General features: G+C 72.1%; 17 protein-coding genes. 7 read left to right on the plus strand and 10 right to left on the minus strand.

Annotated elements, in window-relative coordinates:
* Nucleotides 1–39 precede the first annotated feature (39 nt).
* The 3 genes from ACH499_RS08475 to ACH499_RS08485 all read left to right on the plus strand — a co-directional run bounded on the left by ACH499_RS08475 (nucleotide 40) and on the right by ACH499_RS08485 (nucleotide 6,684).
* Nucleotides 40–1,650, plus strand: coding sequence for an alkaline phosphatase D family protein (locus ACH499_RS08475; RefSeq protein WP_399014373.1), 1,611 nt, complete (start codon nucleotides 40–42; stop codon nucleotides 1,648–1,650).
* Nucleotides 1,651–1,836: 186 nt separating this feature from the next.
* Nucleotides 1,837–5,748 (plus strand): glycoside hydrolase family 2 TIM barrel-domain containing protein, encoded by a 3,912-nt coding sequence (locus tag ACH499_RS08480; protein WP_399014374.1) that lies wholly within the window; start codon nucleotides 1,837–1,839, stop codon nucleotides 5,746–5,748.
* 39 nt (nucleotides 5,749–5,787) lie between these two features.
* Nucleotides 5,788–6,684, plus strand: a complete 897-nt coding sequence (locus ACH499_RS08485) for a DUF72 domain-containing protein (protein ID WP_399014375.1) — start codon at nucleotides 5,788–5,790, stop codon at nucleotides 6,682–6,684.
* Here the strand turns inward: ACH499_RS08485 and ACH499_RS08490 are convergent.
* A complete protein-coding gene (locus ACH499_RS08490; protein ID WP_356202015.1) occupies nucleotides 6,665–7,027 on the minus strand; it encodes a metalloregulator ArsR/SmtB family transcription factor in 363 nt (120 codons plus the stop codon). The two genes, ACH499_RS08485 and ACH499_RS08490, sit on opposite strands and share 20 nt — an antisense overlap.
* Nucleotides 7,028–7,077: 50 nt before the next feature.
* Between ACH499_RS08490 and ACH499_RS08495 the strand changes: the two genes are divergently transcribed.
* From ACH499_RS08495 to ACH499_RS08505, 3 genes are all read left to right on the plus strand, one after another.
* Nucleotides 7,078–9,027 carry a heavy metal translocating P-type ATPase gene (locus ACH499_RS08495; protein ID WP_399014376.1) on the plus strand — a complete coding sequence of 650 codons (1,950 nt, stop codon included), beginning with the start codon at nucleotides 7,078–7,080 and terminating at the stop codon, nucleotides 9,025–9,027.
* Nucleotides 9,028–9,094: 67 nt separating this feature from the next.
* Complete coding sequence (locus tag ACH499_RS08500) at nucleotides 9,095–10,570, plus strand: AlkA N-terminal domain-containing protein (RefSeq protein ID WP_399014734.1); 1,476 nt, start codon at nucleotides 9,095–9,097, stop codon at nucleotides 10,568–10,570.
* 19 nt (nucleotides 10,571–10,589) lie between these two features.
* Nucleotides 10,590–11,105 carry a methylated-DNA--[protein]-cysteine S-methyltransferase gene (locus ACH499_RS08505; RefSeq protein ID WP_399014736.1) on the plus strand — a complete coding sequence of 172 codons (516 nt, stop codon included), beginning with the start codon at nucleotides 10,590–10,592 and terminating at the stop codon, nucleotides 11,103–11,105.
* Here the strand turns inward: ACH499_RS08505 and ACH499_RS08510 are convergent.
* Complete coding sequence (locus ACH499_RS08510; protein ID WP_356202012.1) at nucleotides 11,102–11,596, minus strand: NUDIX hydrolase; 495 nt, start codon at nucleotides 11,594–11,596, stop codon at nucleotides 11,102–11,104. The genes ACH499_RS08505 and ACH499_RS08510 overlap by 4 nt on opposite strands.
* A gap of 152 nt (nucleotides 11,597–11,748) precedes the next feature.
* Between ACH499_RS08510 and ACH499_RS08515 the strand changes: the two genes are divergently transcribed.
* Nucleotides 11,749–12,885 (plus strand): glycerate kinase, encoded by a 1,137-nt coding sequence (locus ACH499_RS08515; protein WP_399014739.1) that lies wholly within the window; start codon nucleotides 11,749–11,751, stop codon nucleotides 12,883–12,885.
* 138 nt (nucleotides 12,886–13,023) lie between these two features.
* Here ACH499_RS08515 and pssA read toward each other — a convergent pair whose 3' ends face one another.
* The 8 genes from pssA to ACH499_RS08555 all read right to left on the minus strand — a co-directional run bounded on the left by pssA (nucleotide 13,024) and on the right by ACH499_RS08555 (nucleotide 21,969).
* Nucleotides 13,024–13,842, minus strand: a complete 819-nt coding sequence (pssA, locus tag ACH499_RS08520; protein WP_356202147.1) for a CDP-diacylglycerol--serine O-phosphatidyltransferase — start codon at nucleotides 13,840–13,842, stop codon at nucleotides 13,024–13,026.
* A 22-nt stretch (nucleotides 13,843–13,864) separates the two neighbouring features.
* Entirely contained in the window at nucleotides 13,865–14,521 is a 657-nt protein-coding gene (locus ACH499_RS08525) for a phosphatidylserine decarboxylase (RefSeq protein ID WP_356202010.1), read from the minus strand.
* Nucleotides 14,522–14,691: 170 nt separating this feature from the next.
* Nucleotides 14,692–15,897, minus strand: coding sequence for an acyl-CoA dehydrogenase family protein (locus ACH499_RS08530; RefSeq protein ID WP_356202009.1), 1,206 nt, complete (start codon nucleotides 15,895–15,897; stop codon nucleotides 14,692–14,694).
* A complete protein-coding gene (locus tag ACH499_RS08535; protein ID WP_356202007.1) occupies nucleotides 15,898–16,410 on the minus strand; it encodes a MaoC family dehydratase in 513 nt (170 codons plus the stop codon).
* 5 nt (nucleotides 16,411–16,415) lie between these two features.
* Nucleotides 16,416–17,390, minus strand: coding sequence for a CoA ester lyase (locus ACH499_RS08540; RefSeq protein WP_356202005.1), 975 nt, complete (start codon nucleotides 17,388–17,390; stop codon nucleotides 16,416–16,418).
* Nucleotides 17,387–19,414 carry a protein meaA gene (locus ACH499_RS08545; RefSeq protein WP_356202004.1) on the minus strand — a complete coding sequence of 676 codons (2,028 nt, stop codon included), beginning with the start codon at nucleotides 19,412–19,414 and terminating at the stop codon, nucleotides 17,387–17,389. The genes ACH499_RS08540 and ACH499_RS08545 overlap by 4 nt, the downstream gene beginning before the upstream one ends.
* A 10-nt stretch (nucleotides 19,415–19,424) precedes the next feature.
* The gene (ccrA, locus tag ACH499_RS08550; protein WP_356202145.1) at nucleotides 19,425–20,762 is read right to left on the minus strand and encodes a crotonyl-CoA carboxylase/reductase; all 1,338 of its coding nucleotides are present in this window, start codon (nucleotides 20,760–20,762) and stop codon (nucleotides 19,425–19,427) included.
* 397 nt (nucleotides 20,763–21,159) lie between these two features.
* Nucleotides 21,160–21,969, minus strand: coding sequence for a TetR family transcriptional regulator (locus tag ACH499_RS08555; RefSeq protein ID WP_356202002.1), 810 nt, complete (start codon nucleotides 21,967–21,969; stop codon nucleotides 21,160–21,162).
* Nucleotides 21,970–22,105 lie beyond the last annotated feature (136 nt).

Genomic DNA, 22,105 nt, shown 5'->3' on the forward strand with positions numbered 1-22,105 from the left:
GCCTGGGTGTCGTCCGGCCATCCGTCTCCTGGAGGTTCGATGACCCCGCCGCGCATCAGCACGGACCGCTCCGGCACCTCCCACGGCGCCCTGCGCAGACGAGGCTTCCTCGGGCTCGCGGGCGCCGCCGGCACCGGTGCGGTGCTGCTCGGCACCGGCGCCGCGCCCGTCGCCGCCGCCCCGGTACGCGTCCCGGCCGACCCGTTCCGGCTCGGCGTCGCGTCCGGCGACCCGCTGCCCGACGCCGTGGTGCTGTGGACCCGCCTCGCCCCCGAGCCCCTCGAACCCGGCGGCGGCATGCCCCGCCGTCCCGTCCCCGTGCACTGGGAGGTCGCCCTCGACGCGCGGTTCCGGAAGGTCGTCCGGCGCGGTGTCGAACTCGCCCGGCCCGAGGAGGCGCACACGGTCCACGCGGACGCGCGGGGCCTGAGCCCGCACCACGAGTACTACTACCGGTTCCGGGCGGGCGACGCCCTCTCCCCGGTGGGCCGCACCCGCACCGCCCCGGCGCCGGGCACCGCGCCCGCCGTCGAGTTCGCCTTCGCCTCCTGCGCCAACTGGGAGCAGGGGTACTTCACGGCGTACCGGCACATGGCGGAGGAGCGTCCGGACGTGGTCTTCCACCTGGGGGACTACCTGTACGAGTACGCGGCCGGGGTCAACGGCAAGGTCCGCACCCACGCCGGCGACGAGATGAACACCCTGGACGAGTACCGGCAGCGCCACGCCCAGTACAAGACCGACCCGGACCTGCGGCTGCTGCACGCGACCGCGCCGTTCGTCGTCACCTGGGACGACCACGAGACCGACAACAACTACGCGGGCCTCACCCCCGAGAACCGCGACCCCGGCCAGGGCAACGACACCACCGCCCGCTTCGCCGCCCGCCGCAGGGCCGCGTACCAGGCGTACTGGGAGCACATGCCGCTTCGCCGCTTCCGCAAGCCGGTGGACACGGCGCTGCCCCTGTACCGGCGCCTGGAATACGGGGCGACGGCCACCTTCAGCGTGCTGGACACCCGCCAGTACCGCACCGACCAGCCCTACGGCGACAAGTGGCAGGTCTCCGGCCCCGAGCAGTGGAACCCCGGCGCCACCATCCTCGGCGACGAGCAGCACGCCTGGCTGGAGCGCAGTCTGTCGCGCTCCCGCTCCGCCTGGAACGTGGTCCCGCAGCAGATCTACTTCGCCAACTGGGACGCGATCGCCGGGCCGGACGACGGGGGCTACAACGACGGCTGGGACGGCTACCGCGTCTCCCGCGACCGGGTGCTCGGCTATGTCGAGGAGCGCCGCATCGAGAACTTCGTGGTGCTCACCGGCGACGTGCACAACAACTGGACCAACGACCTGCGCCGCGACTTCGAGCGCCCCGAGACCCGCCTGCTGGGCAGCGAGTTCGTCACCACGTCGGTCACCTCGGGCGGCGACGGGTCGGCCACCCACGACCCCGGCCGGGTGTACTGGGACGAGAACCCGCACACCAAGTACTACAGCAGCCGCCGCGGCTACGTCCGCTGCACCGTGACCAGGGAGCGGTATGCGGCCGACTACCGCGTGGTCGACTACGTCACCCGGCCCGGCGCCCCGGTCCGCACCGACAAGTCGTTCGTGATCGAGGCGGGCGTGCCGGGCGTGCAGCCGGCCTGAGCGCGCACGGGTTCCTCAGGAACCCACAAAGTCCGACGGGGTAATTGATTCGTTTGTGTTCGGGTCCTAGGGTGTGCCTGACTCAGCAGTCGTCGCGTCACCGGCAGTTGTGATCCTTCTCCCTGCCGACTGCTCTGCCAGCACCGTGCGTTGAGCCGCCCCCGAAGCCCACGGAAGGCCACGGTCATGCCTCACTCGCCCGTGTCACCCGCCGGACTCCCGGCCCCCCGTCCCCGCCCGCTCGTCAGCCGCCGCCGCCTCCTGGAGGGCGGTGCCGCCGTCCTCGGCGCCCTCGCCCTCTCCGCGTCGCCCGCGGCGGCGCACGTGCCCGCCCGCCCGGCGGCGGCCGACGAGCCTCCGGAGTGGAACGACTTCGGCGTCTTCCGGGTCGGCACCGAACCGCCGCACACCACGCTCATGCCGTACGCGGACGTGAGAGCGGCCCTCGCCGGCGACCGCACCCGCTCGCCGTACCGGATGAGCCTGGACGGAACCTGGAAGTTCGCCCACGCCGACCGCCCCGACGACCGGGACGCCGACTTCCACCGCACCGACGTGGACGACAGCGACTGGGACACCATCCCGGTCCCGTCCGTCTGGCAGCTCCACGGCCACGACGCCCCGGTCTACCTCAACATCACCTACCCGTACTGGGGCGCCAACGGCCTCGGCGAGGAACCGCGGCCGCCCGCCGCCCCCACCCGCTACAACCCGGTCGGCCAGTACCGGCGCACCTTCACCGTCCCGCGCGACTGGCGGGGCCGCCGCACCTTCCTCCACTTCGAGGGCGTCAAGTCCGCGCACTACGTGTGGATCAACGGCGAACTCGTCGGCTACGACGAGGACTCCTACACGCCCTCCGAGTACGACATCACCGACCGCCTCAGGCCGGGCACCAACCAGATCGCCGTGGAGGTCTACCGCTACTCCGACGGCGACTGGCTGGAGGACCAGGACATGATCCGGCTGAGCGGCATCTTCCGCTCGGTCTACCTCTACTCCACCCCGGCCGTGCGCCTGCGCGACTTCAAGCTGGAGACCCCGCTGGACGACACGTACACCGCAGCGGAACTCGCGGTCACCGCGAGCGTCCGGGCGTACGGCGACGGCGGCGCCGGACGGTACACGGTCGAGACCCAGCTCTACGACGCGCGCGGCCACGCCGTCTGGTCCCGGCCGCTGGAGCAGTCCGCCGACATCGGCACCGTCCGCGCCGGCGAGGACGTCACCGTACGGGCGGCGAAGGCCGTGCCGAAGCCCAGGCTGTGGTCGGCGGAGCACCCGAACCTCTACACGGCCGTACTGCGGCTGCGGGACCCGTCCGGCAAAGTGACGGAGACCCTGTCCCACCGGGTGGGCTTCCGCGAGTTCGCGCTCGAGGACGGGCTGATGCGGATCAACGGCAGGCCCGTCTCCTTCCGCGGCACCAACCGCCACGAGATGCACCCGGACCGCGGCACCGCCCTCACCCGCGAGGACATGGCCGAGGACATCGGGATCATCAAGCGGATGAACATGAACAGCGTCCGCACCTCGCACTACCCGAACAACCCGCTGTGGTACGAACTCGCCGACGAGTACGGCCTCTACCTCGTCGACGAGACCAACCTCGAGACCCACGGCATCCGCGGCGAGTACCCCGGCGACCACCCCGAGTGGACCGCCGCCTGCGTGGCGCGCGCCCAGAACATGGTGCACCGCGACAAGAACCACGCCTCGGTCGTCATCTGGTCGCTGGGCAACGAGGCCGGCGGCGGCAGCACCTTCACCGCCATGCACGACTGGATCCGCTCCTACGACCCCACCCGCGTCATCCAGTACGAGGGCGACGACCGGCCCGGCATCAGCGACATCCGCTCCGAGATGTACGACACCCCGCAGCGCGTCGAGCAGCGGGCGAAGGACACCGCCGACACCCGGCCGTACGTCATGATCGAGTACGCCCACGCGATGGGGAACTCCAACGGCAACCTCAAGAAGTACTGGGACCTCGTCCGCCGCCACGACGTGCTCCAGGGCGGCTGGATCTGGGACTTCGTCGACCAGTCGCTGACCTGGCCCGTCCCGCCGCGCATCCTGCTGACCGAGGAGGGCCCCGCCGGGCTGCGCGGGGAGATCCTCGCCGCCTCCGGCACCTTCGAACGCGGCAAGGGCCTGTCCGGCGGCACCGTCTTCTCCCGCGACGACCGCCTCGACCTCACCGGCTCGCTGACGCTGGAGGCCTGGGTCACCCCGCACGTGACCGGGTACCACCAGCCGATCATCGCCAAGGGCGACACCCAGTACGCCCTGAAGCAGAACAACCGCACCCTGGAGTTCTTCATCCACTCCGGCGGCCAGTGGATCACCGCCACCTGGACCGTGCCCCAGGACTGGACCGGCCGCGAGCACCACGTCGCGGGCGTCTTCGACGCCGACGCCGGCACCCTCACCCTCCACGTCGACGGCGTGGTGCGGGCGACCCGGACCACGGACCGGCGGCCCACGAGCAACACGGCCCCGCTGTCCCTCGCCACCGACGCCGACAACCAGGTGCGCGAGTTCAGCGGCACGGTCCGCCGCGCCCGTGTCTACGCCCGTGCGCTCGGCGCCGCCGAACTGGCCCGGGAGGACCGGGGTCCCGGCGACGACGGCGTGCGGTTCTGGTTCGACGCGGCGACCGCCCGGGCCGACCGGCGGCGGCCCGGGGAGAAGACCTTCTTCGCGTACGGCGGCGACTGGGGCGACAACCCCAACGACGGCAACTTCGTGGCCGACGGCATCGTCCTCGCCGACCGCGGCCACACCGGCAAGGCCGCCGAGGTCAAGCGCGTCTACCAGGCGGTGGGCGCCGAGCGCCGGTCCGGCGGCGCGGGCGCCGTCACCCTCGTCAACGAGTACCTGTTCACCAACCTCCGCGAGTTCGACGGCCACTGGGAACTCGTCGCCGACGGCAGGTCCGTACGGCGCGGCCGGCTCACCCGGGAACAGCTCGACGTGGAGCCGCTGTCCCGGAAGGACATCACCGTGCCGGTACGGCTGCCGGAACGCCCGGAGCCCGGCACGGAGTACTTCCTCCAGCTCTCCTTCACCACCAAGGAGGCCACCCCCTGGGCGAAGGCGGGCTTCGAGGTCGCCGGGCAGCAGCTCGCCCTCGACTCGGACGCGCCCGCCGTGACCCCCGTGCCCCTGTCCCGGGTCCCGGCCCTGCGCCACCGGGACGGCGAGGGCGAGGTCACGGTCGAGGGCCGGGACTTCTCGGTCACCGTCGACAAGCGCAGCGGCACCATCACCTCGTACGAGGTGCGGGGCAGGAAGCTGATCACCTCCGGTCCGGTGCCCAACTTCTGGCGGGCGCCCACCGACAACGACCACGGCAACGGCCAGCACACCCGCAACCGGACCTGGCGCGACGCGGGTGCCCGCCGCAGGGTGACGGACGTCGCCGTGCGGGCCCTGGGCGACCGCGCCGTCGAGATCAAGGTCAGCGGCACGCTGCCGACCACGGTCGAGTCGTCGTACACCACCACCTGCACGGTGTTCGGCAACGGCGAGATCAAGGTCGACAACACCCTGCACCCGGGAGCGGCCTCCCTGCCGTACATCCCCGAGGTCGGGACGATGCTGTTCCTGCCGCGCGGCCTGGACCGCCTGCACTACTACGGGCGCGGCCCCGAGGAGAACCACTGGGACCGCAACACCGGCACGGACGTGGGCCTGTACTCCGGGACCGTCGCCGAGCAGTGGACGCCCTACATCCGCCCCCAGGAGAACGGCAACAAGACCGACGTCCGCTGGGCCGCCCTCACCGACGGCCGGGGGACCGGCCTGCTCGTCACGGGCGAGCCCCTGCTGGAGGTGAACGCCTCCCACTTCACCCCGGAGGACCTGTCGGCCGGGGCGCGGCACGACTACCAGCTCACCCCCAGGGACGCCGTCGTCCTGCGGCTGAACCACCGCCAGATGGGCGTCGGCGGCGACAACAGCTGGGGCGCCCACACCCACGACGAGTTCAAGCTCTTCGCCGACCGGGACTACGCGTACACCTACCGGCTGCGCCCGCTGACGGACGTGAAGGAGGCGACGGCCGCGTCACGGCGGCCCACGGCGACCGAATAGCCGGGGATGAACCGGGAGTCCGGGGCAACCCGGGCTCCCATGGGTGACGTACTGGTCGGAGCGTGTTCCTGGACGGACCGTCAGCTCGTGGCGAGCGGCTGGTATCCGCGGGGACGACGGGACGCCGAGGGGCGGCTGCGGCACTACGCCTCGCGGCTGCCCGTCGTCGAAGTCGACGCCGGGTACTACGCGTTGCCGAGCCGGCGCAACAGCGAGCTGTGGGTGGAGCGCACACCGCCGGGTTTCCGCTTCGACGTCAAGGCGTTCTCACTGCTGACCGGCCACCCCACGCGCCGGGAGGCCCTGCCCGCCGATCTGCGCGGGGCCGTTCCCTCCGGGTCCGGGCGCGGCAGGGCGAGCGAGGCCCTGCTGGACGAGGTGTGGGGGAGGTTCGCCGAGGCGGTGGAGCCGCTGCGCGAGGCCGGGCGGCTCGGCACCGTCCTGTTCCAGTTCCCGCCGTGGTTCGCACCCGGCGCGCCGGCCGAGGCGGAGCTGGAGGCGTGCGCCCGGCGCACCGAGGGCTGGCCGCTGGCCGTGGAGTTCCGGCATCCGGGCTGGTGGGAGCCGGAACGGGCGGACGCCACCCACGCGTTGCTGGCCGCGCTCGGCGCCTCGGCCGTCGGCACGGACATGGCCCAGGACGTCCCCGGGGCCCTGCCGCCGATCGCGCCGGTCACCCGGCCCGCCCTCGCCGTGGTCCGTTTCCACGGACGCAGCCGCTCCTGGGGACGCGGTGGCAAGGAGGACCGCTTCCGGCACGACTACCGCGCCCCGGAACTCGCCGCCTGGGTGCCCCGGCTGCGGCGGGCCGCCGCCCGTGCGGACGAGTTGCACGTGCTGTTCAACAACTGCTGCGCCGACGCCGCCGTACGCGCCGCCGAGACCATGGGCCGGCTGCTCACCGGCCCGCGCCGCCTCACCGGGCCGCGTCGCTGATGCCCAGCCGCAGGTGCTCCACGTGGTAGACCGCCTGGTCGAGGAGTTCGGCCACGTGGTGGTCGTGCAGCGCGTAGACCACCGACCGGCCGCGCCGCTCACCGACGACGAGCCCCAGATTCCGCAGCAGTCGCAGCTGGTGGGAGCAGGCCGACTGCTCCATGCCGACCTCCGCCGCCAACTCGGTGGCGGGCAGCGGCCCTTCGCGCAGCCGCGCGAGGATCAGCAGCCGGGAGGGCGTGGACAGGGCCTGGAGCGTCGTGGCGACCTTGGCGACGTTCTCCGCGTCCAGGCGCACGCGCTCGGCTGCGTCCTGCGCGGTGGTGGCGGCTCCGTGACCCATGCGGTCATCTTACGCAGGCCGCCCGTACGCCTGGACGAATGAAAGAATGAATGAGTCTTCATGTGTTCCTGTATGGTGTCCGCGTGTCCACGACCCTCGCTCCCGCGCCCGTCCCCGCGCCCACCCGCCGGGCACCCGCCCGCCGCACCCGCGTCCTCGCCCTGCCCGAGGCGCGCTGGGCCCTCGCGTCGCTGCTCGCCTTCCTCGCCGCGCTCACCCTGGACCTCGGCGGCACCCCCGCATGGACGTACGGCCCGCTGTACGCGGTCGCCTACGCCGCCGGCGGCTGGGAGCCCGCGCTGGAGGGACTGCGGGCCCTGCGCGACAAGACCCTGGACGTCGACCTGCTGATGATCGTCGCGGCGCTCGGCGCGGCGGCCATCGGGCAGGTCCTCGACGGCGCCCTGCTCATCGTCATCTTCGCCACCTCCGGCGCCCTGGAGGCCCTGGCCACCGCCCGCACCGCCGACTCCGTCCGCGGCCTGCTCGACCTCGCGCCTGCCACCGCGACCCGGCTCACCGCCGGCGGCCGCGAGGAGACCGTCCCGGCCGCCGAGCTCGCCGTCGGCGACGTCCTCCTGGTCAGGCCGGGGGAGCGGATCGGCGCCGACGGCTCGGTGCTCGACGGCACCGGCGAGGTCGACCAGGCCACCATCACCGGCGAGTCCCTCCCGGTGCTCAAGACCCCCGGCGACGACGTCTTCGCCGGCACCCTCAACGGCACCGGCGCCCTGCGCGTCCGCGTGGGGCGCGACCCCGCCGACTCCGTCATCGCCCGGATCGTCACCCTGGTCGAGGAGGCGTCCCGCACCAAGGCGCCCACCCAGCTCTTCATCGAGAAGATCGAGCAGCGCTACGCGGTCGGCGTGGTGGCCGCCACCCTCGCGGTCTTCGGCATCCCCCTCGCTTTTGGCGCCGACCTCACGGACGCCCTGCTGCGCGCCATGACCTTCATGATCGTCGCCTCGCCCTGCGCGGTCGTCCTGGCGACGATGCCGCCCCTGCTGTCCGCCATCGCCAACGCCGGCCGCCACGGCGTCCTCGTGAAGTCCGCGGTCGCCATGGAACGCCTCGGTCAGATCGACGCCTGCGCCCTCGACAAGACCGGTACCCTCACCGAGGGCACCCCCGAGGTGACCGCCGTCCGCCCGCTGCCCGGCTCCGGCCTCGGCGAGGACGGCCTCCTCGCCCTCGCCGCCGCGGCCGAGCACCCCAGCGAGCACCCGCTGGCCCGCGCGATCGTCGCCGCCGCCCGCACCCGCGGCCTCACCGTCGCGCCCGCCGAGGACTTCACCGCGACGCCGGGCCGGGGCGTCACGGCGGTCGTCGACGGACGCACGGTGCACGTCGGCCGGGCCGGGACGCCCGAGGGCGCCGCGACCACCGTCCAGGTCACCCGCGACGGCACCCCGCTCGGCACCCTCGTCCTCACCGACCGCCTGCGCGCCGACGCCGCCCCCGCCACCGCCGCGCTCACCGCCCTCACCGGCACCGCCCCCGCCCTGCTCACCGGCGACAACGCCCCCGCCGCCGCCCGCGTGGCCGACGCGACCGGCATCACCGACGTCCGCGCGGACCTGCTGCCCGACGGCAAGGTCGAGGCCGTACGCGGCATGGAGCGGGCCGGCCGCAAGGTCCTCTTCGTCGGCGACGGCGTCAACGACGCCCCCGCCCTCGCCGCCGCCCACGCCGGCGTCGCCATGGGCCGCGCCGGCTCCGACCTCGCCCTGGAGACCGCGGACGCCGTCGTGGTCCGCGACGAGCTGACGGCCGTACCCGCGGTCGTACGGCTGTCCCGGCGCGCGCGCCGGCTGGTGCTCCAGAACCTGGTGATCGCGGGCACCTGCATCACCGGCCTCGTCCTGTGGGACCTGATCGGACACCTCCCGCTGCCGCTCGGCGTCGCCGGGCACGAGGGCTCGACCGTGCTGGTCGGCCTCAACGGGCTGCGGCTGCTGCGCGAGTCGGCGTGGCGATCCGGCGGGGCCCAGGAAGCGTGAGGTCCATGTCGGATTCTCGCCAGCCACAGCGCCTGCGGTGGACCATCCTGGACCCATGCCGATGGGGATGCACACCGACACCGAGCGCTGCGTGCGCGCCGTCCAGTCCAAGGACGCGCGCTTCGACGGCTGGTTCTTCACCGCCGTTCTGACCACCGGCATCTACTGCCGGCCGAGCTGCCCCGTGGTCCCGCCCAAACCGGCGAACATGACCTTCTACCCGAGCGCGGCGGCCTGCCAGCAGGCCGGGTTCCGGGCGTGCAAGCGCTGCCGCCCCGACACCAGCCCCGGCTCACCCGAGTGGAACCGGCGCGCCGACCTCACCGCCCGCGCCATGCGCCTGATCGCCGACGGCGTCGTGGACCGCGAGGGCGTGCCGGGCCTCGCCGCCCGGCTCGGCTACAGCACCCGGCAGATCGAACGCCAGTTGCTCGCCGAGCTGGGCGCCGGCCCGCTCGCCCTCGCCCGCGCGCAGCGCGCCCAGACCGCCCGCCTGCTCATCGAGACGACACCGCTGCCGATGGCGGACATCGCCTTCGCGGCCGGCTTCTCCTCCGTACGCACCTTCAACGACACCGTCCGCGAGGTCTTCGCGCTCGCCCCGAGCGAGCTGCGCGCCCGCCGCACCCCCGCGGACCCGGCCGCCCGGACCCCCGGCGGCGCGCTGACCCTCCGCCTCCCCTTCCGCGCCCCCCTCAACCCCGACAACCTCTTCGGCCACCTCGCCGCCACCGCCGTACCCGGCGTCGAGGAGTGGCGGGACGGCGCCTACCGCCGCACACTCCGTCTCCCGTACGGCCACGGCACCGTCGCCCTCGCTCCGGCCCCCGGCCACATCGCCTGCCGCCTGACCCTCACCGACCTGCGCGACCTGACCGTCGCCATCAGCCGCTGCCGACGCCTGCTCGACCTGGACGCCGACCCGACGGCCATCGACGACCGGCTGCGCACCGACCCGCTGCTCGCCCCGCTGGTCGACAAGGCGCCGGGCCGCCGCGTGCCGCGCACGGTCGACGAGGCGGAGTTCGCCGTACGGGCCGTCCTCGGCCAGCAGGTCTCCACCGCCGCCGCCCGCACCCACGCGGCCCGGCTGGTCACGGCCCACGGCGACCCGGTGGAGGACCCGGAGGGCGGCCTCACCCACCTCTTCCCGGCGACCGGCGCCCTCGCGGAGGTGGACCCGGAGACCCTGGCGATGCCCCGCACCCGCCGCACGACCTTCACCACGCTGGTCAGGCACCTCGCGGACGGCTCACTCAACCTCGGGGTCGAGACCGACTGGGCGGACACCCGCGCCCGCCTCCTCGCCCTCCCCGGCTTCGGCCCCTGGACCGCCGACGTCATCGCCATGCGCGCCCTCGGCGACCCCGACGCCTTCCTCCCCACCGACCTCGGTATCCGCCGCGCCGCCCGCGACCTGGGCCTGCCCTCCACCCCCGCGGCGCTCACCGCGCGCGCGGCGGCCTGGCGGCCCTGGCGGGCGTACGCGGTCCAGTACCTGTGGGCGACCGACAGCCACCCGATCAACTTCCTGCCCGTGTAAGGACGGACCCGTGGCACCCCTGAAGCAGCACACCGTGACCGACAGCCCGTACGGCCCCCTCACCCTGGTCGCCGAGGACGGCGTCCTGTGCGGCCTCTACATGAGCGGCCAGCGCCACCGCCCGCCGGAGGAGACCTTCGGCGTGCGCGACGCACGCCCCTTCACCGAGGCCGAGGAACAACTGGAGGCCTACTTCGCCGGCGACCTGAAGGACTTCACCCTGGCGCTGCGCCTCGCCGGGACCCCGTTCCAGCGCGCGGTCTGGGGCCGGCTCCGCGAGATCCCCTACGGCGAGACCCGCACCTACGGCGAACTCGCCGAGGCCCTCGGCAACCCCACCGCCTCCCGGGCCGTCGGCCTCGCCAACGGCCGCAATCCCATCGGCATCGTCGTCCCCTGCCACCGCGTCATCGGCGCGAGCGGCAGCCTGACCGGTTACGGCGGCGGCCTGGAACGCAAGAAGCGCCTGCTGGACCACGAACGGGGGACGGAGGAGGCGACACTGTTCCAGGCCCCGGCGAGGACCGCGCCCTAGCGGTCGACCCGGACGCCGTTCTCCAGCTCCGCGGTGCCCGAGTCCTCCGCCAGGGCGTCGAGGGCGGCCAGGACACGGCCGTGCAGGGCGCCGATGAGGTGGCCGGCCAGGTCCTCGCGCGACACCAGGCGCCAGGACAGCAGTTCCTCCTCCTGGAGGCGGATCGCCTTGAGCGCGTCCTCGTCCAGGACCCCGCCGTCGTAGACGTACGCCACCAGCGGAGGCCGCCCGGCGCCCGGCACCCAGTCCACCGCGAGCAGCCGGCCGAGCGGGACGTCCAGCCCGATCTCCTCCAGGGTCTCGCGCCGGGCGCCCTGGCGCGGGGTCTCGCCGTCGTCCGACTCGATCGTGCCGCCGGGCAGCGTCCAGCCGTCCCGGTAGTTCGGCTCCACGAGCAGCACATTGTTGCCGGCGTCACGGAAGAGCGCGGCGGCACCGGCCAGAACGCGGGGCAGCGAGGCGATGTACGTGGCGTAGTCGTGCGTCGTCATCCCCGAAGCCTAAGCGTGCCGGGCGGCCGTTCCACGGAGCGGGCAGGGGCATGACGCGGAGGGCGTGCTCCGGTTATGGTCGCAGCGGCGCGACTGCCTTGACGTGCGCAAGGCTCGGAGAGCAAGGGGAGATCAAGGTGGCTGACGCTGCAGTGGACGGGGCCCGCCGGGTCCTCGTGGCCGCTGACAAGTTCAAGGGTTCGCTGACGGCCGTCGAGGTCGCCGAGCGGGTCGCGGCCGGGCTGCGCCGCATCGTGCCGGACGTCGCCGTCGAGGCGCTTCCGGTCGCCGACGGCGGCGACGGAACCGTGGCCGCGGCGGTCGCGGCCGGGTTCGAACGCCGGGAGGTGCGGGTCGCCGGGCCCCTCGGCGACGAGGTGACGGCGGCGTACGCGCTGCGCGGCGACACCGCGGTCGTGGAGATGGCCGAGGCGAGCGGGCTCCAGCGGTTGCCCGCCGGTGTGCTCGCCCCGCTGACCGCGTCCACGTACGGCTCGGGCGAGCTGCTGCGGGCCGCGCTGGACGCGGGCGCGCGGACGATCGTGTTCGGGGTCGGCGGCAGCGCCACCACCGACGGCGGCGCGGGGATGCTGTCCGCGTTGGGCGCGCGGTTCCTGCGCGCCGACGGGGAGCCGGTCGCGCCGGGCGGCGGGGGGCTCGCCGAGGCGGCCTCGGCCGACCTGTCGGGTCTGGACCCGAGGCTCGCCGGGATCGAGCTGGTGCTCGCGAGCGACGTCGACAACCCGCTGACCGGCCCCAAGGGCGCCCCGGCCGTCTACGGCCCGCAGAAGGGCGCCTCGCCCGAGGACGTGGAGACGCTGGACGCGGCCCTCGCGCACTTCGCCAAGGTGCTGGAGGGGACCGTGGGGGAGCGGGCCGCCGAGTACGCCGCCTCGCCGGGCGCCGGCGCCGCGGGCGGCATCGGCTACGGCGCGCTGCTGCTCGGGGCGCGGTTCCGGCCCGGCATCGAGGTGATGCTGGACGTGCTGGGCTTCGCGCCGGCGCTGGAGCGGGCGGACCTCGTGGTCACCGGGGAGGGCTCGCTGGACGAGCAGACCCTGCACGGGAAGGCCCCCGCCGGTGTCGCGGCGGCCGCGCGCACCGCGGGCAAGGAGGTCGTCGCCGTGTGCGGGCGGCTGGCCCTCGCGCCGGAGGTGCTCGGGCGGGCCGGGATCCGGCGGGCGTACCCGCTGACGGACGTCGAGCCGGACGTGGCGAAGTGCATCGCCGACGCCGGGCCGATCCTGGAGCGGGTCGCCGAGCGCATCGCGCGGGACTTCCTGGCCTGAGCCGCCCCGGCCTCCGCCCTCACCCCCTGGCCCCCCGGGGGAGGGGCGGAGCCCCCGCGAGGCACGCCCCGGCGCCGGGAGCGCGCAGACGGAAGGGCCCCGAACCCACCCGGGTCCGGGGCCCTTCCTCTCGCGTCGCTACGGCAACTGCGCCGCCCGCGCCTCTCGCCGGTTGTCACGGAAGTTGTTCACCCGCCGCGCCGTGGCGAACAGCGGAATCACCGCTCCCATCACGAGCTGGAGCGCGCATCCCGTCTGGAGCAGAAGCTGCCCGCTCGGCGCGTCGAACGCCCACGCGGCCAGCAGCCCCATCGACAGGACGATCCACGACAGCATCGCCACCGCGAGGCGTCCCCGCGGCTTCGGGTACTCGACCCGGCTCACCATCAGCCACGCCGTCCCGATGATGGCGAGGAGCGTCGCCACGAAGGGCAGCTCCAGCAGCACGATCGAGACCACCGTCAGCGCACCGAACGGGGACGGCATCCCCTGGAAGGTGCCGTCCTTGACGGTGACGCACGAGAATCTCGCGAGTCTGAGCACCACCGCCAGCAGCACCACGATCGCGCCCACCGCCGCGACCCTCTGGTACGCGTCGTGCGCGACCATCCCGTAGACCAGGACGAAGTACGCCGGCGCCAGCCCGAAGCTGATCAGGTCGGAGAGGTTGTCCAGCTCCGCGCCCATCGGCGAGCTGCGCAGCTTGCGCGCCACGAGCCCGTCGAACAGGTCGAAGATCGCCGCGCACAGCATCAGGATGACCGCGGTGGCCGCGCTGTGCCGGGCCATGCCCGACTCCTCGCTGCCCGTCAGGTGCGGGATCAGGATGCCGGTGGTGGTGAAGTACACCGCCATGAACCCGCACGTGGCGTTGCCGAGGGTGAGGGTGTCCGCTATCGACAGGCGCAGCGAGAGCGGCATCTCCTCCTCGTCGTCCGCCTCGTCGGCCTCCGGCACCCACCCGGTCTGGGTCTGTGGATCAATCACGGTCAATTCGAGTCACCCCAGCCACCGTCTTCTGCCCCACCTCGACCGCGACCTCCACGCCCTCCGGCAGGTACAGGTCGACGCGCGAGCCGAAGCGGATCAGACCGATCCGCTCGCCCTGCTCGACCTTCGTGCCCTGGGGCAGGTAGGGGACGATGCGGCGGGCGACCGCGCCGGCGATCTGGATCATCTCGATGTCGCCGAGCTCGGTGTCGAAGTGCCACACCACCCGCTCGTTGTTCTCGCTCTCCTTGTTGAAGGCGGGAACGAAACCGCCGGGGATGTGCTCCACCGACGTCACCGTGCCGGCCAGCGGCGCGCGGTTCACGTGGACGTTGAGCGGGCTCATGAAGATCGCGACGCGGGTGCGGCCGTCCTTCCACGGCATGATGCTCTGCACCACACCGTCGGCGGGCGAGATGACCCGGCCCCGGGTGATCTCGCGCTCGGGGTCGCGGAAGAACCACAGCATCCCCGCCGCGAGCGCGGTGGCGGGGACGGCTACGGCCTTGGCCGCGCCCGAGCGGCGGGCGCGGACCAGGCTGACGGCTGCGGTGGCGACGGTCGGCAGAAGCCACGGCGATGCTCCGCGCGCGAGGCGTACGCCGGCGAGGCTGTCGCGAGGTGCAGAGGTTTGGCTGTGGGGCATGGATGACCTTCGTAGCGGATGATGCCGCGCTATGACGGGGGACGGCGGCTTTCCGGCGATCGTAGCGGCTATCAGCCGCAACTGGGTAAGCCAGGAAGCCGAGTCGGCGGCTGAACAGTGCCTACGGGGTGTGACCTTCTTCTCCAAGAAAACACCCCGTATCCGGACATCTAACCCTGGAATCGATACTCTTCGAGCAGCCTGCGGCCGATGATCATTTTCTGGATCTCGGCGGTGCCTTCACCGATCAGAAGCATCGGAGCCTCGCGGTAGAGCCGCTCGATCTCGTACTCCTTGGAGAAGCCGTACCCGCCGTGGATCCGGAAGGCGTCCTCCACGACCTCCTTGCAGTACTCGGAGGCGAGGTACTTGGCCATCCCCGCTTCCAGGTCGTTTCGTTCACCCGAGTCCTTTTTGCGTGCAGCGTTGACCATCATCGCATGCGCCGCCTCCACCTTGGTAGCCATCTCCGCCAGCTTGAACTGGATGGCCTGGTGCTGGGCGATCTGCTTGCCGAAAGTGTGACGCTGCTGGGCGTACTGGACGCCGAGCTCGAAGGCACGCTGGGCGACGCCGCAGCCACGGGCCGCCACATTGACGCGTCCCACCTCCACGCCGTCCATCATTTGGTAAAAACCCCGGCCGGTGACGCCGCCCAGCACCCGGTCGGCCGGGACGCGCAGGCCGTCCATGACGAGCTCGGTCGTGTCGACGCCCTTGTAGCCCATCTTGTCGATCTTGCCCGGGATGGTGAGGCCGGGGCGCACCTCGCCGAACCCGGGCTCCTTCTCCACCAGGAAGGTCGTCATCGACTTGTGCGGGGCCGTGCCCTCGGGGTGTCCTTCGTCACTCCGGACCAGGACGGCCACCAGGGAGGACGTGCCGCCGTTCGTCAGCCACATCTTCTGGCCGTTCAGGACGTACTCGTCGCCGTCCCGCACCGCCTTCGAGGAGATGGCCGACACGTCCGAGCCGAGCGCCGGCTCCGACATGGAGAAGGCGCCGCGGATGTCGCCGGCGGCCATGCGGGGCAGGAAGTGGTCCTTCTGCTCCTGCGTGCCGTGCTGCTTGAGCATGTACGCCACGATGAAGTGCGTGTTGATGATGCCGGACACCGACATCCAGCCGCGGGCGATCTCCTCCACGCACAGCGCGTAGGTGAGCAGCGACTCGCCCAGGCCCCCGTACTCCTCGGGGATCATCAGGCCGAACAGGCCGAGTTCCCTCAGGCCGTCGACGATCTGCTGGGGATACTCGTCGCGGTGTTCCAGCTCGGTGGCGACCGGGATGATCTCCTTGTCCACGAAGTCCCGGACGGTGGAGAGGATCTCCCGCTGCACGTCCGTGAGGCCGTGGGTCTGGGCGAGGCGGCTCATCTACTTCCCCTGTTCCTTCAGCTCGGGGCGGCCCGGCTGCTCGCCGCCGCGCTCCTTGATGTACGTCTGCGTGGGCACCATCACCTTGCGGCGGAAGACGCACACCAGCGTGCCGTCCTGCTTGTAGCCCTTGGTCTCGACGTGGACGATGCCCCGGTCGTTCTTCGACTTGGACGGCCACTTGTCGAGCACGGTGGTCTGGCCGTAGACCGTGTCGCCGTGGAAGGTCGGCGCCACGTGCTTGAGCGACTCGATCTCCAGGTTGGCGATCGCCTTGCCGGAGATGTCCGGCACGGACATGCCGAGCAGGAGGGAGTAGACGTAGTTCCCGACCACCACGTTCTTGCCGAAGTCCGTCGTCTTCTCGGCGTAGTTGGTGTCCATGTGGAGCGGGTGGTGGTTCATGGTGAGGAGGCAGAACAGATGGTCGTCGTACTCCGTGACCGTCTTGCCGGGCCAGTGCTTGTAGGTCGCCCCGACCTCGAACTCCTCGTACGTGCGTCCGAACTGCATGGCGCTCAGGCCTCCGGGATCTCGAACTTGCTGGTGCGCCGCATGCCGGCGGCGCGTCCCTTGCCCGCGATGACCAGGGCCATCTTGCGGCTGGCCTCGTCGATCATCTCGTCGCCGAGCATCGCGGAGCCCTTCTTGCCGCCCGCCTCGGAGGTGCAGTACTCGTAGGCGTCGAGGATGAGTTCCGCGTGGTCGTAGTCCTCCTGCGAGGGCGAGAAGACCTCGTTGGCCGCGTCGACCTGGCCGGGGTGCAGGACCCACTTGCCGTCGAAGCCGAGGGCGGCGGCGCGGCCGGCGACCTCGCGGAAACCGTCGACGTTGCGGATCTGGAGGTAGGGGCCGTCGATCGCCTGGAGGTCGTTGGCGCGGGCGGCCATGAGGATCTTCATCAGGATGTAGTGGTAGGCGTCCGCCGGGTAGCCGGGCGGCTGCTCGCCCACGACCAGCGACTTCATGTTGATGGACGCCATGAAGTCGGCCGGGCCGAAGATGATGGTCTCGATGCGCGGGCTCGCCTGCGCGATCTCGTTGACGTTGTTCAGGCCCCGCGCGTTCTCGATCTGCGCCTCGATGCCGATGCGGCCGACCTCGAAGCCCATCGTCTTCTCGATCTGCGTCAGCAGCAGGTCCAGCGCGACGACCTGCTGGGCGTCCTGGACCTTCGGCAGCATGATGCAGTCCAGGTTCGGGCCGGCGCCCTCCACGACCGTCACGACGTCCCGGTACGTCCACTCGGTCGTCCAGTCGTTGACGCGCACGACGCGCGTCTTGCCGCTCCAGTCGCCCTCGTTGAGGAACTTGACGATGGTGTGCCGCGCCTCCGGCTTGGCGAGCGGCGCGCACGCGTCCTCCAGGTCCAGGAAGACCTGGTCCGCCGGGAGGCCCTGGGCCTTCTCCAGGAAGCGCGGGTTCGAGCCGGGCACGGCCAGGCAGGAGCGCCGGGGGCGCAGGCGGTTGACCTGGGGAGCGGGGCTGGTCATGCGGGGACCTCCAGGGGGTCGAGCTGGTTCGCTGTCCGGATCTCGTCCACGATCCGGCCGATGATTCCGGTGATGTCGAAGTCCTTCGGGGTGAAGACCGCGGCCACTCCCGCGGACCGGAGCTGTTCGGCGTCACTGCCTGGGATGATGCCACCGGCGATCACCGGAATATCTGTGGCACCGGCCACACGGAGGCGCTCCAGCACGTCCGGCACGAGCTGGGCGTGCGAGCCGGACAGGACCGACAGGCCCACCGCGTGCACGTCCTCCGCGAGCGCGGCGTCCACTATCTGCTCGGGGGTGAGCCGGATGCCCTGGTAGACCACCTCGAACCCGGCGTCGCGGGCCCGCACGGCGATCTGCTCGGCGCCGTTGGAGTGGCCGTCCAGACCGGGCTTGCCGACCAGGAACCGCAGCTTGCCGACGCCCATCTCCTTGGCCGTCAGTTCCACCTTGCGGCGCACCTCGGACAGGGCCGAGCCCTCCTCGGCGGTGACCGCCACGGGCGCCGACGACACACCGGTGGGCGCGCGGAACTCGCCGAACACCTCGCGCAGCGCCCCGGCCCACTCGCCGGTCGTGACGCCGGCGCGGGCGCACTCCAGGGTGGCCTCCATGAGGTTGTCGGTGCCCTTGGCGGCCTCCTTCAGCTTCTCCAGCGCCTTGCAGGGCCGGGGGTGGTTGAAGGGCGGCTGGTAGCGGGTGTCGCGCCAGTGCTGGAGCGCGGCGGTGACACGGGCCTCCACCGCCGGGTCGACGGTGTGGATCGCGGTGTCCAGGTCGGCGGTCAGCGGGCTGGGCTCGGTGCCCTCGAAGGCGTTGACACCGATGATCTTCTCCTCGCCGGACTCGATCCGGGCCCGGCGCTCGGCGTGCGAGGCGACGAGCTGCGACTTGAGGTAGCCGGACTCGACGGCGGCCATCGCCCCGCCCATCTCCTGGATCCGCTCGATCTCGGCCTGCGCCTCGCCGACCAGCTCCGCCACCTTGGCCTCGACGACCTTCGACCCCTCGAAGAGGTCGCCGTACTCCAGCAGGTCGCTCTCGTACGCCAGCACCTGCTGGATGCGCAGCGACCACTGCTGGTCCCAGGGGCGGGGCAGACCGAGGGCCTCGTTCCAGGCCGGAAGCTGCACGGCACGCGCGCGTGCGTCCTTGGAGAGGGTGACCGCCAGCATCTCCAGGACGATCCGCTGGACGTTGTTCTCCGGCTGGGCCTCGGTCAGCCCGAGGGAGTTGACCTGGACGCCGTAGCGGAAGCGGCGGTGCTTGGGGTTCTCGATGCCGTAGCGCTCGCGGGTGATGCGGTCCCAGATCTGCCCGAATGCCCGCATCTTGCACATCTCCTCGACGAAGCGGACGCCCGCGTTCACGAAGAAGGAGATGCGGCCCACGACGTCGCCCATGCGCTCCTGCGGCACCTGGCCGCCGTCGCGCACGGCGTCGAGCACGGCGATCGCGGTGGACATCGCGTACGCGATCTCCTGGACCGGCGTGGCGCCCGCCTCCTGCAGGTGGTAGCTGCAGATGTTGATCGGGTTCCACTTCGGCATGTGGGAGACCGTGTACGCGATCATGTCCGTCGTCAGCCGGAGCGAGGGCCCGGGCGGGAAGACGTGCGTGCCCCGGGACAGGTACTCCTTGACGATGTCGTTCTGGGTCGTGCCCTGGAGCCTGGTGATGTCCGCGCCCTGCTCCTCGGCGACGACCTGGTAGAGCGCCAGCAGCCACATGGCCGTGGCGTTGATGGTCATCGAGGTGTTCATCTGCTCCAGGGGGATGTCCTGGAACAGCCGGCGCATGTCACCGAGGTGCGACACCGGCACCCCGACCCGGCCGACCTCGCCGCGGGCGAGGACGTGGTCCGGGTCGTAGCCGGTCTGGGTCGGCAGGTCGAAGGCGACGGACAGGCCCGTCTGCCCCTTGGCGAGGTTGCGCCGGTACAGCTCGTTGGACGCCTCGGCCGTGGAGTGACCGGCGTACGTGCGCATGAGCCACGGCCGGTCCTTGTGACGATCGGTCATGCGGCGCTCCTCAGATGTTCCGGAAGCGGTTGATGGCCTCGACGTGCCGCGCGCGCATCTCCGGGTCGCGCACGCCCAGGCCCTCCTCGGGGGCGAGGCACAGCACGCCGACCTTGCCCTGGTGGAGGTTGCGGTGGACGTCGTACGCCGCCTGTCCGGTGTCCTCCAGGGAGTACACCTTGGAGAGCGTCGGGTGGATCTTGCCCTTGGCGATGAGGCGGTTGGCCTCCCACGCCTCGCGGTAGTTGGCGAAGTGGGAGCCGATGATCCGCTTCAGCGACATCCACAGGTAGCGGTTGTCGTACTGGTGGTCGTACCCGGAGGTCGACGCGCAGGTGACGATGGTGCCGCCCTTGCGCGTGACGTACACGGAGGCGCCGAAGGTCTCGCGGCCGGGGTGCTCGAAGACGATGTCGACGTCCTCGCCGCCGGTGAGTTCGCGGATGCGCTTGCCGAAGCGCTTCCACTCGCGCGGGTTCTGGGTGTGCTCGTCGGCCCAGAACCGGTAGTCCTCGGCGCTGCGGTCGATGATCAGCTCGGCGCCCATCTTCCGGCAGATCTCGGCCTTCTGCTCGCTGGAGACGACGCAGATCGGGGTGGCGCCGCCGGCCAGCGCGAACTGGGTGGCGTAGGAGCCGAGTCCGCCGCTCGCGCCCCAGATGAGGACGTTGTCGCCCTGCTTCATCTGGGCGCCGTTGCGGGAGACGAGCTGGCGGTAGGCGGTGGAGTTGACCAGTCCGGGGGCCGCGGCCTCCTCCCAGGTGAGGTGGCCGGGCTTGGGCATGAGCTGGTTGGACTTGACGAGGGCGATCTCCGCGAGGCCGCCGAAGTTGGTCTCGAAGCCCCAGATGCGCTGCTCGGGGTCGAGCATCGTGTCGTTGTGGCCGTCGGACGACTCCAGCTCGACGGAGAGGCAGTGCGCGACCACCTCGTCGCCGGGGTGCCAGGCGTTGACGCCGGGGCCGGTGCGCAGGACGACGCCGGCCAGGTCGGAACCGATGATGTGGTACGGCAGGTCGTGGCGCCTGGTGAGCTCGCTGACCTTGCCGTAGCGCTCCAGGAAGCCGAAGGTCGACAGCGGCTCGAAGATCGAGGTCCACACCGAGTTGTAGTTGACCGAGGAGGCCATGACGGCCACCAGGGCCTCGCCGGGGCCCAGCTCGGGCAGCGGCACGTCGTCCAGGTGGATCGACTTGCGCGGGTCCTTGTCGCGGGTCTCGAGGCCCGCGAACATCTCCGTCTCGTCCTTGTGCACGGTGATCGCGCGGTACGACTCGGGGAGCGGCAGCGCGGCGATGTCGGCCGGCGTGGATTCGGGCGACTGGATCGCGTCCAGGATGTCCTTCACGGTCACGGTGTTGCCTCCGGCGGTGGGCGCCCCGAGGGAGGGGCGCCGATGGGTACGTCGGTGCTGCTGAGGGTTGGGGTGGGGTGGCCGTCGGTTCGGCGGGGTGGTGCTGTTCGGCGGCGCTTGGTCGGCGCGGGAGGTGCCTGTGACGCAGGCGCCGGGCACGCAGGCGATGGCTTGCGGGGACAGCCCGGACTCCTTCAACGTATGACACCGCGTGTCACCCCGCAAGGCACTGAGTGCCAGAACTTGCTCTCAGATGAAATCTTTACGCGACAGATGAGCGATGATCGATCGAATGCGGGTCACCGGGGCTCAGAAAAGGGGCGTTGACGTGCAAAAACGGCCACCCGGAGGGTGGCCGTCGTCACAGGGGGAAGCGGGTTCGGAGAGGCGTTCAGCGCTCCTTGAGCGCCTGCTCGATGGTGCGCATGACCTCGTGCAGCGGCGCGTCGGTCCGCGCCACGGTCACCAGCACCTCGCCCTCCACGGAGGCCGCGGACGCCGGCCGCGAGGACGCCGCGCCGCGCCCGGCGCCGATGCCGGTGCCGAACGTCCTGCGCACGATCGCGAAGGCGTGGTCGAGCTGCGCCTCCACGTCCCCCTGCCCGCCCGCGCGCAGCCAGCGCCGCAGCACGTGGTTGTGCGCGGTGACCACGGCGGACGCGGCGACCTCCGCCAGCAGCGGGTCGTCGTTGGCGTCGTCGTCGTGCGCGTGCTCGTCGAAGTGGCCGAGCAGATAGCGGGTGAACAGGCGCTCGTAGCGGGCCACCGACGCGATCTCCGCCTCGCGCAGCGTGGGCACCTCACGCGTCAGCTTGTAGCGGGCGACCGAGATCTCCGGCCGGGCCGCGTACATCTTCATGACTTCCTTGATGCCGCGGCACACCGTGTCGAGCGGATGCTCGTGCGCGGGCGCGGCGTTGAGCACGGCCTCGGCGCGCACCAGGGTGTCGTCGTGGTCCGGGAAGATCGCCTCTTCCTTGGAGCGGAAGTGGCGGAAGAAGGTGCGGCGGGCGACGCCGGCGGCCGCCGCGATCTCGTCGACGGTGGTCGCCTCGTACCCCTTGGTCGCGAACAGCTCCATGGCCGCGGCCGCCAGCTCCCGGCGCATTTTGAGCCGTTGGGCGGCGGCGCGGCTGCCGGCCGCGCTCTCCGGCGCGTCGGACGTGGCTGGCGTACGTGAGGACTTGGCGGGCTGGGACATGCCCCGAACGTACTCCATGCCCGCGGGCCGGTGCGCACGACCTGGGGTTCCCCCGCCCGAGAGGGGCGGGGGAGACCCGGCCGGACCCAGCAGCCCGCCCCAGCCGTCCTGCGGCCCGAACCAGTCGCCCGGCCGC

It is taken from the genome of Streptomyces sp. NPDC018947 (assembly GCF_044390505.1).
GTDB lineage: Bacteria > Actinomycetota > Actinomycetes > Streptomycetales > Streptomycetaceae > Streptomyces.

What these genes read in the sequence shown, in the direction of transcription:
- ACH499_RS08555 (WP_356202002.1), bottom strand. Translation starts at nt 21,969, where the DNA reads ATGTCCCAGCCCGCCAAGTCCTCACGTACGCCAGCCACGTCCGACGCG.
- ACH499_RS08530 (WP_356202009.1), bottom strand. Translation starts at nt 15,897, where the DNA reads ATGAGCCGCCTCGCCCAGACCCACGGCCTCACGGACGTGCAGCGGGAG.
- ACH499_RS08495 (WP_399014376.1), top strand. Translation starts at nt 7,078, where the DNA reads ATGAGTCTTCATGTGTTCCTGTATGGTGTCCGCGTGTCCACGACCCTC.
- ACH499_RS08475 (WP_399014373.1), top strand. Translation starts at nt 40, where the DNA reads ATGACCCCGCCGCGCATCAGCACGGACCGCTCCGGCACCTCCCACGGC.
- ACH499_RS08525 (WP_356202010.1), bottom strand. Translation starts at nt 14,521, where the DNA reads ATGCCCCACAGCCAAACCTCTGCACCTCGCGACAGCCTCGCCGGCGTA.
- ACH499_RS08490 (WP_356202015.1), bottom strand. Translation starts at nt 7,027, where the DNA reads ATGGGTCACGGAGCCGCCACCACCGCGCAGGACGCAGCCGAGCGCGTG.
- ACH499_RS08540 (WP_356202005.1), bottom strand. Translation starts at nt 17,390, where the DNA reads ATGACCAGCCCCGCTCCCCAGGTCAACCGCCTGCGCCCCCGGCGCTCC.
- ACH499_RS08545 (WP_356202004.1), bottom strand. Translation starts at nt 19,414, where the DNA reads ATGACCGATCGTCACAAGGACCGGCCGTGGCTCATGCGCACGTACGCC.
- ACH499_RS08510 (WP_356202012.1), bottom strand. Translation starts at nt 11,596, where the DNA reads ATGACGACGCACGACTACGCCACGTACATCGCCTCGCTGCCCCGCGTT.
- ACH499_RS08485 (WP_399014375.1), top strand. Translation starts at nt 5,788, where the DNA reads ATGGGTGACGTACTGGTCGGAGCGTGTTCCTGGACGGACCGTCAGCTC.
- ACH499_RS08480 (WP_399014374.1), top strand. Translation starts at nt 1,837, where the DNA reads ATGCCTCACTCGCCCGTGTCACCCGCCGGACTCCCGGCCCCCCGTCCC.
- ACH499_RS08535 (WP_356202007.1), bottom strand. Translation starts at nt 16,410, where the DNA reads ATGCAGTTCGGACGCACGTACGAGGAGTTCGAGGTCGGGGCGACCTAC.
- ACH499_RS08500 (WP_399014734.1), top strand. Translation starts at nt 9,095, where the DNA reads ATGCACACCGACACCGAGCGCTGCGTGCGCGCCGTCCAGTCCAAGGAC.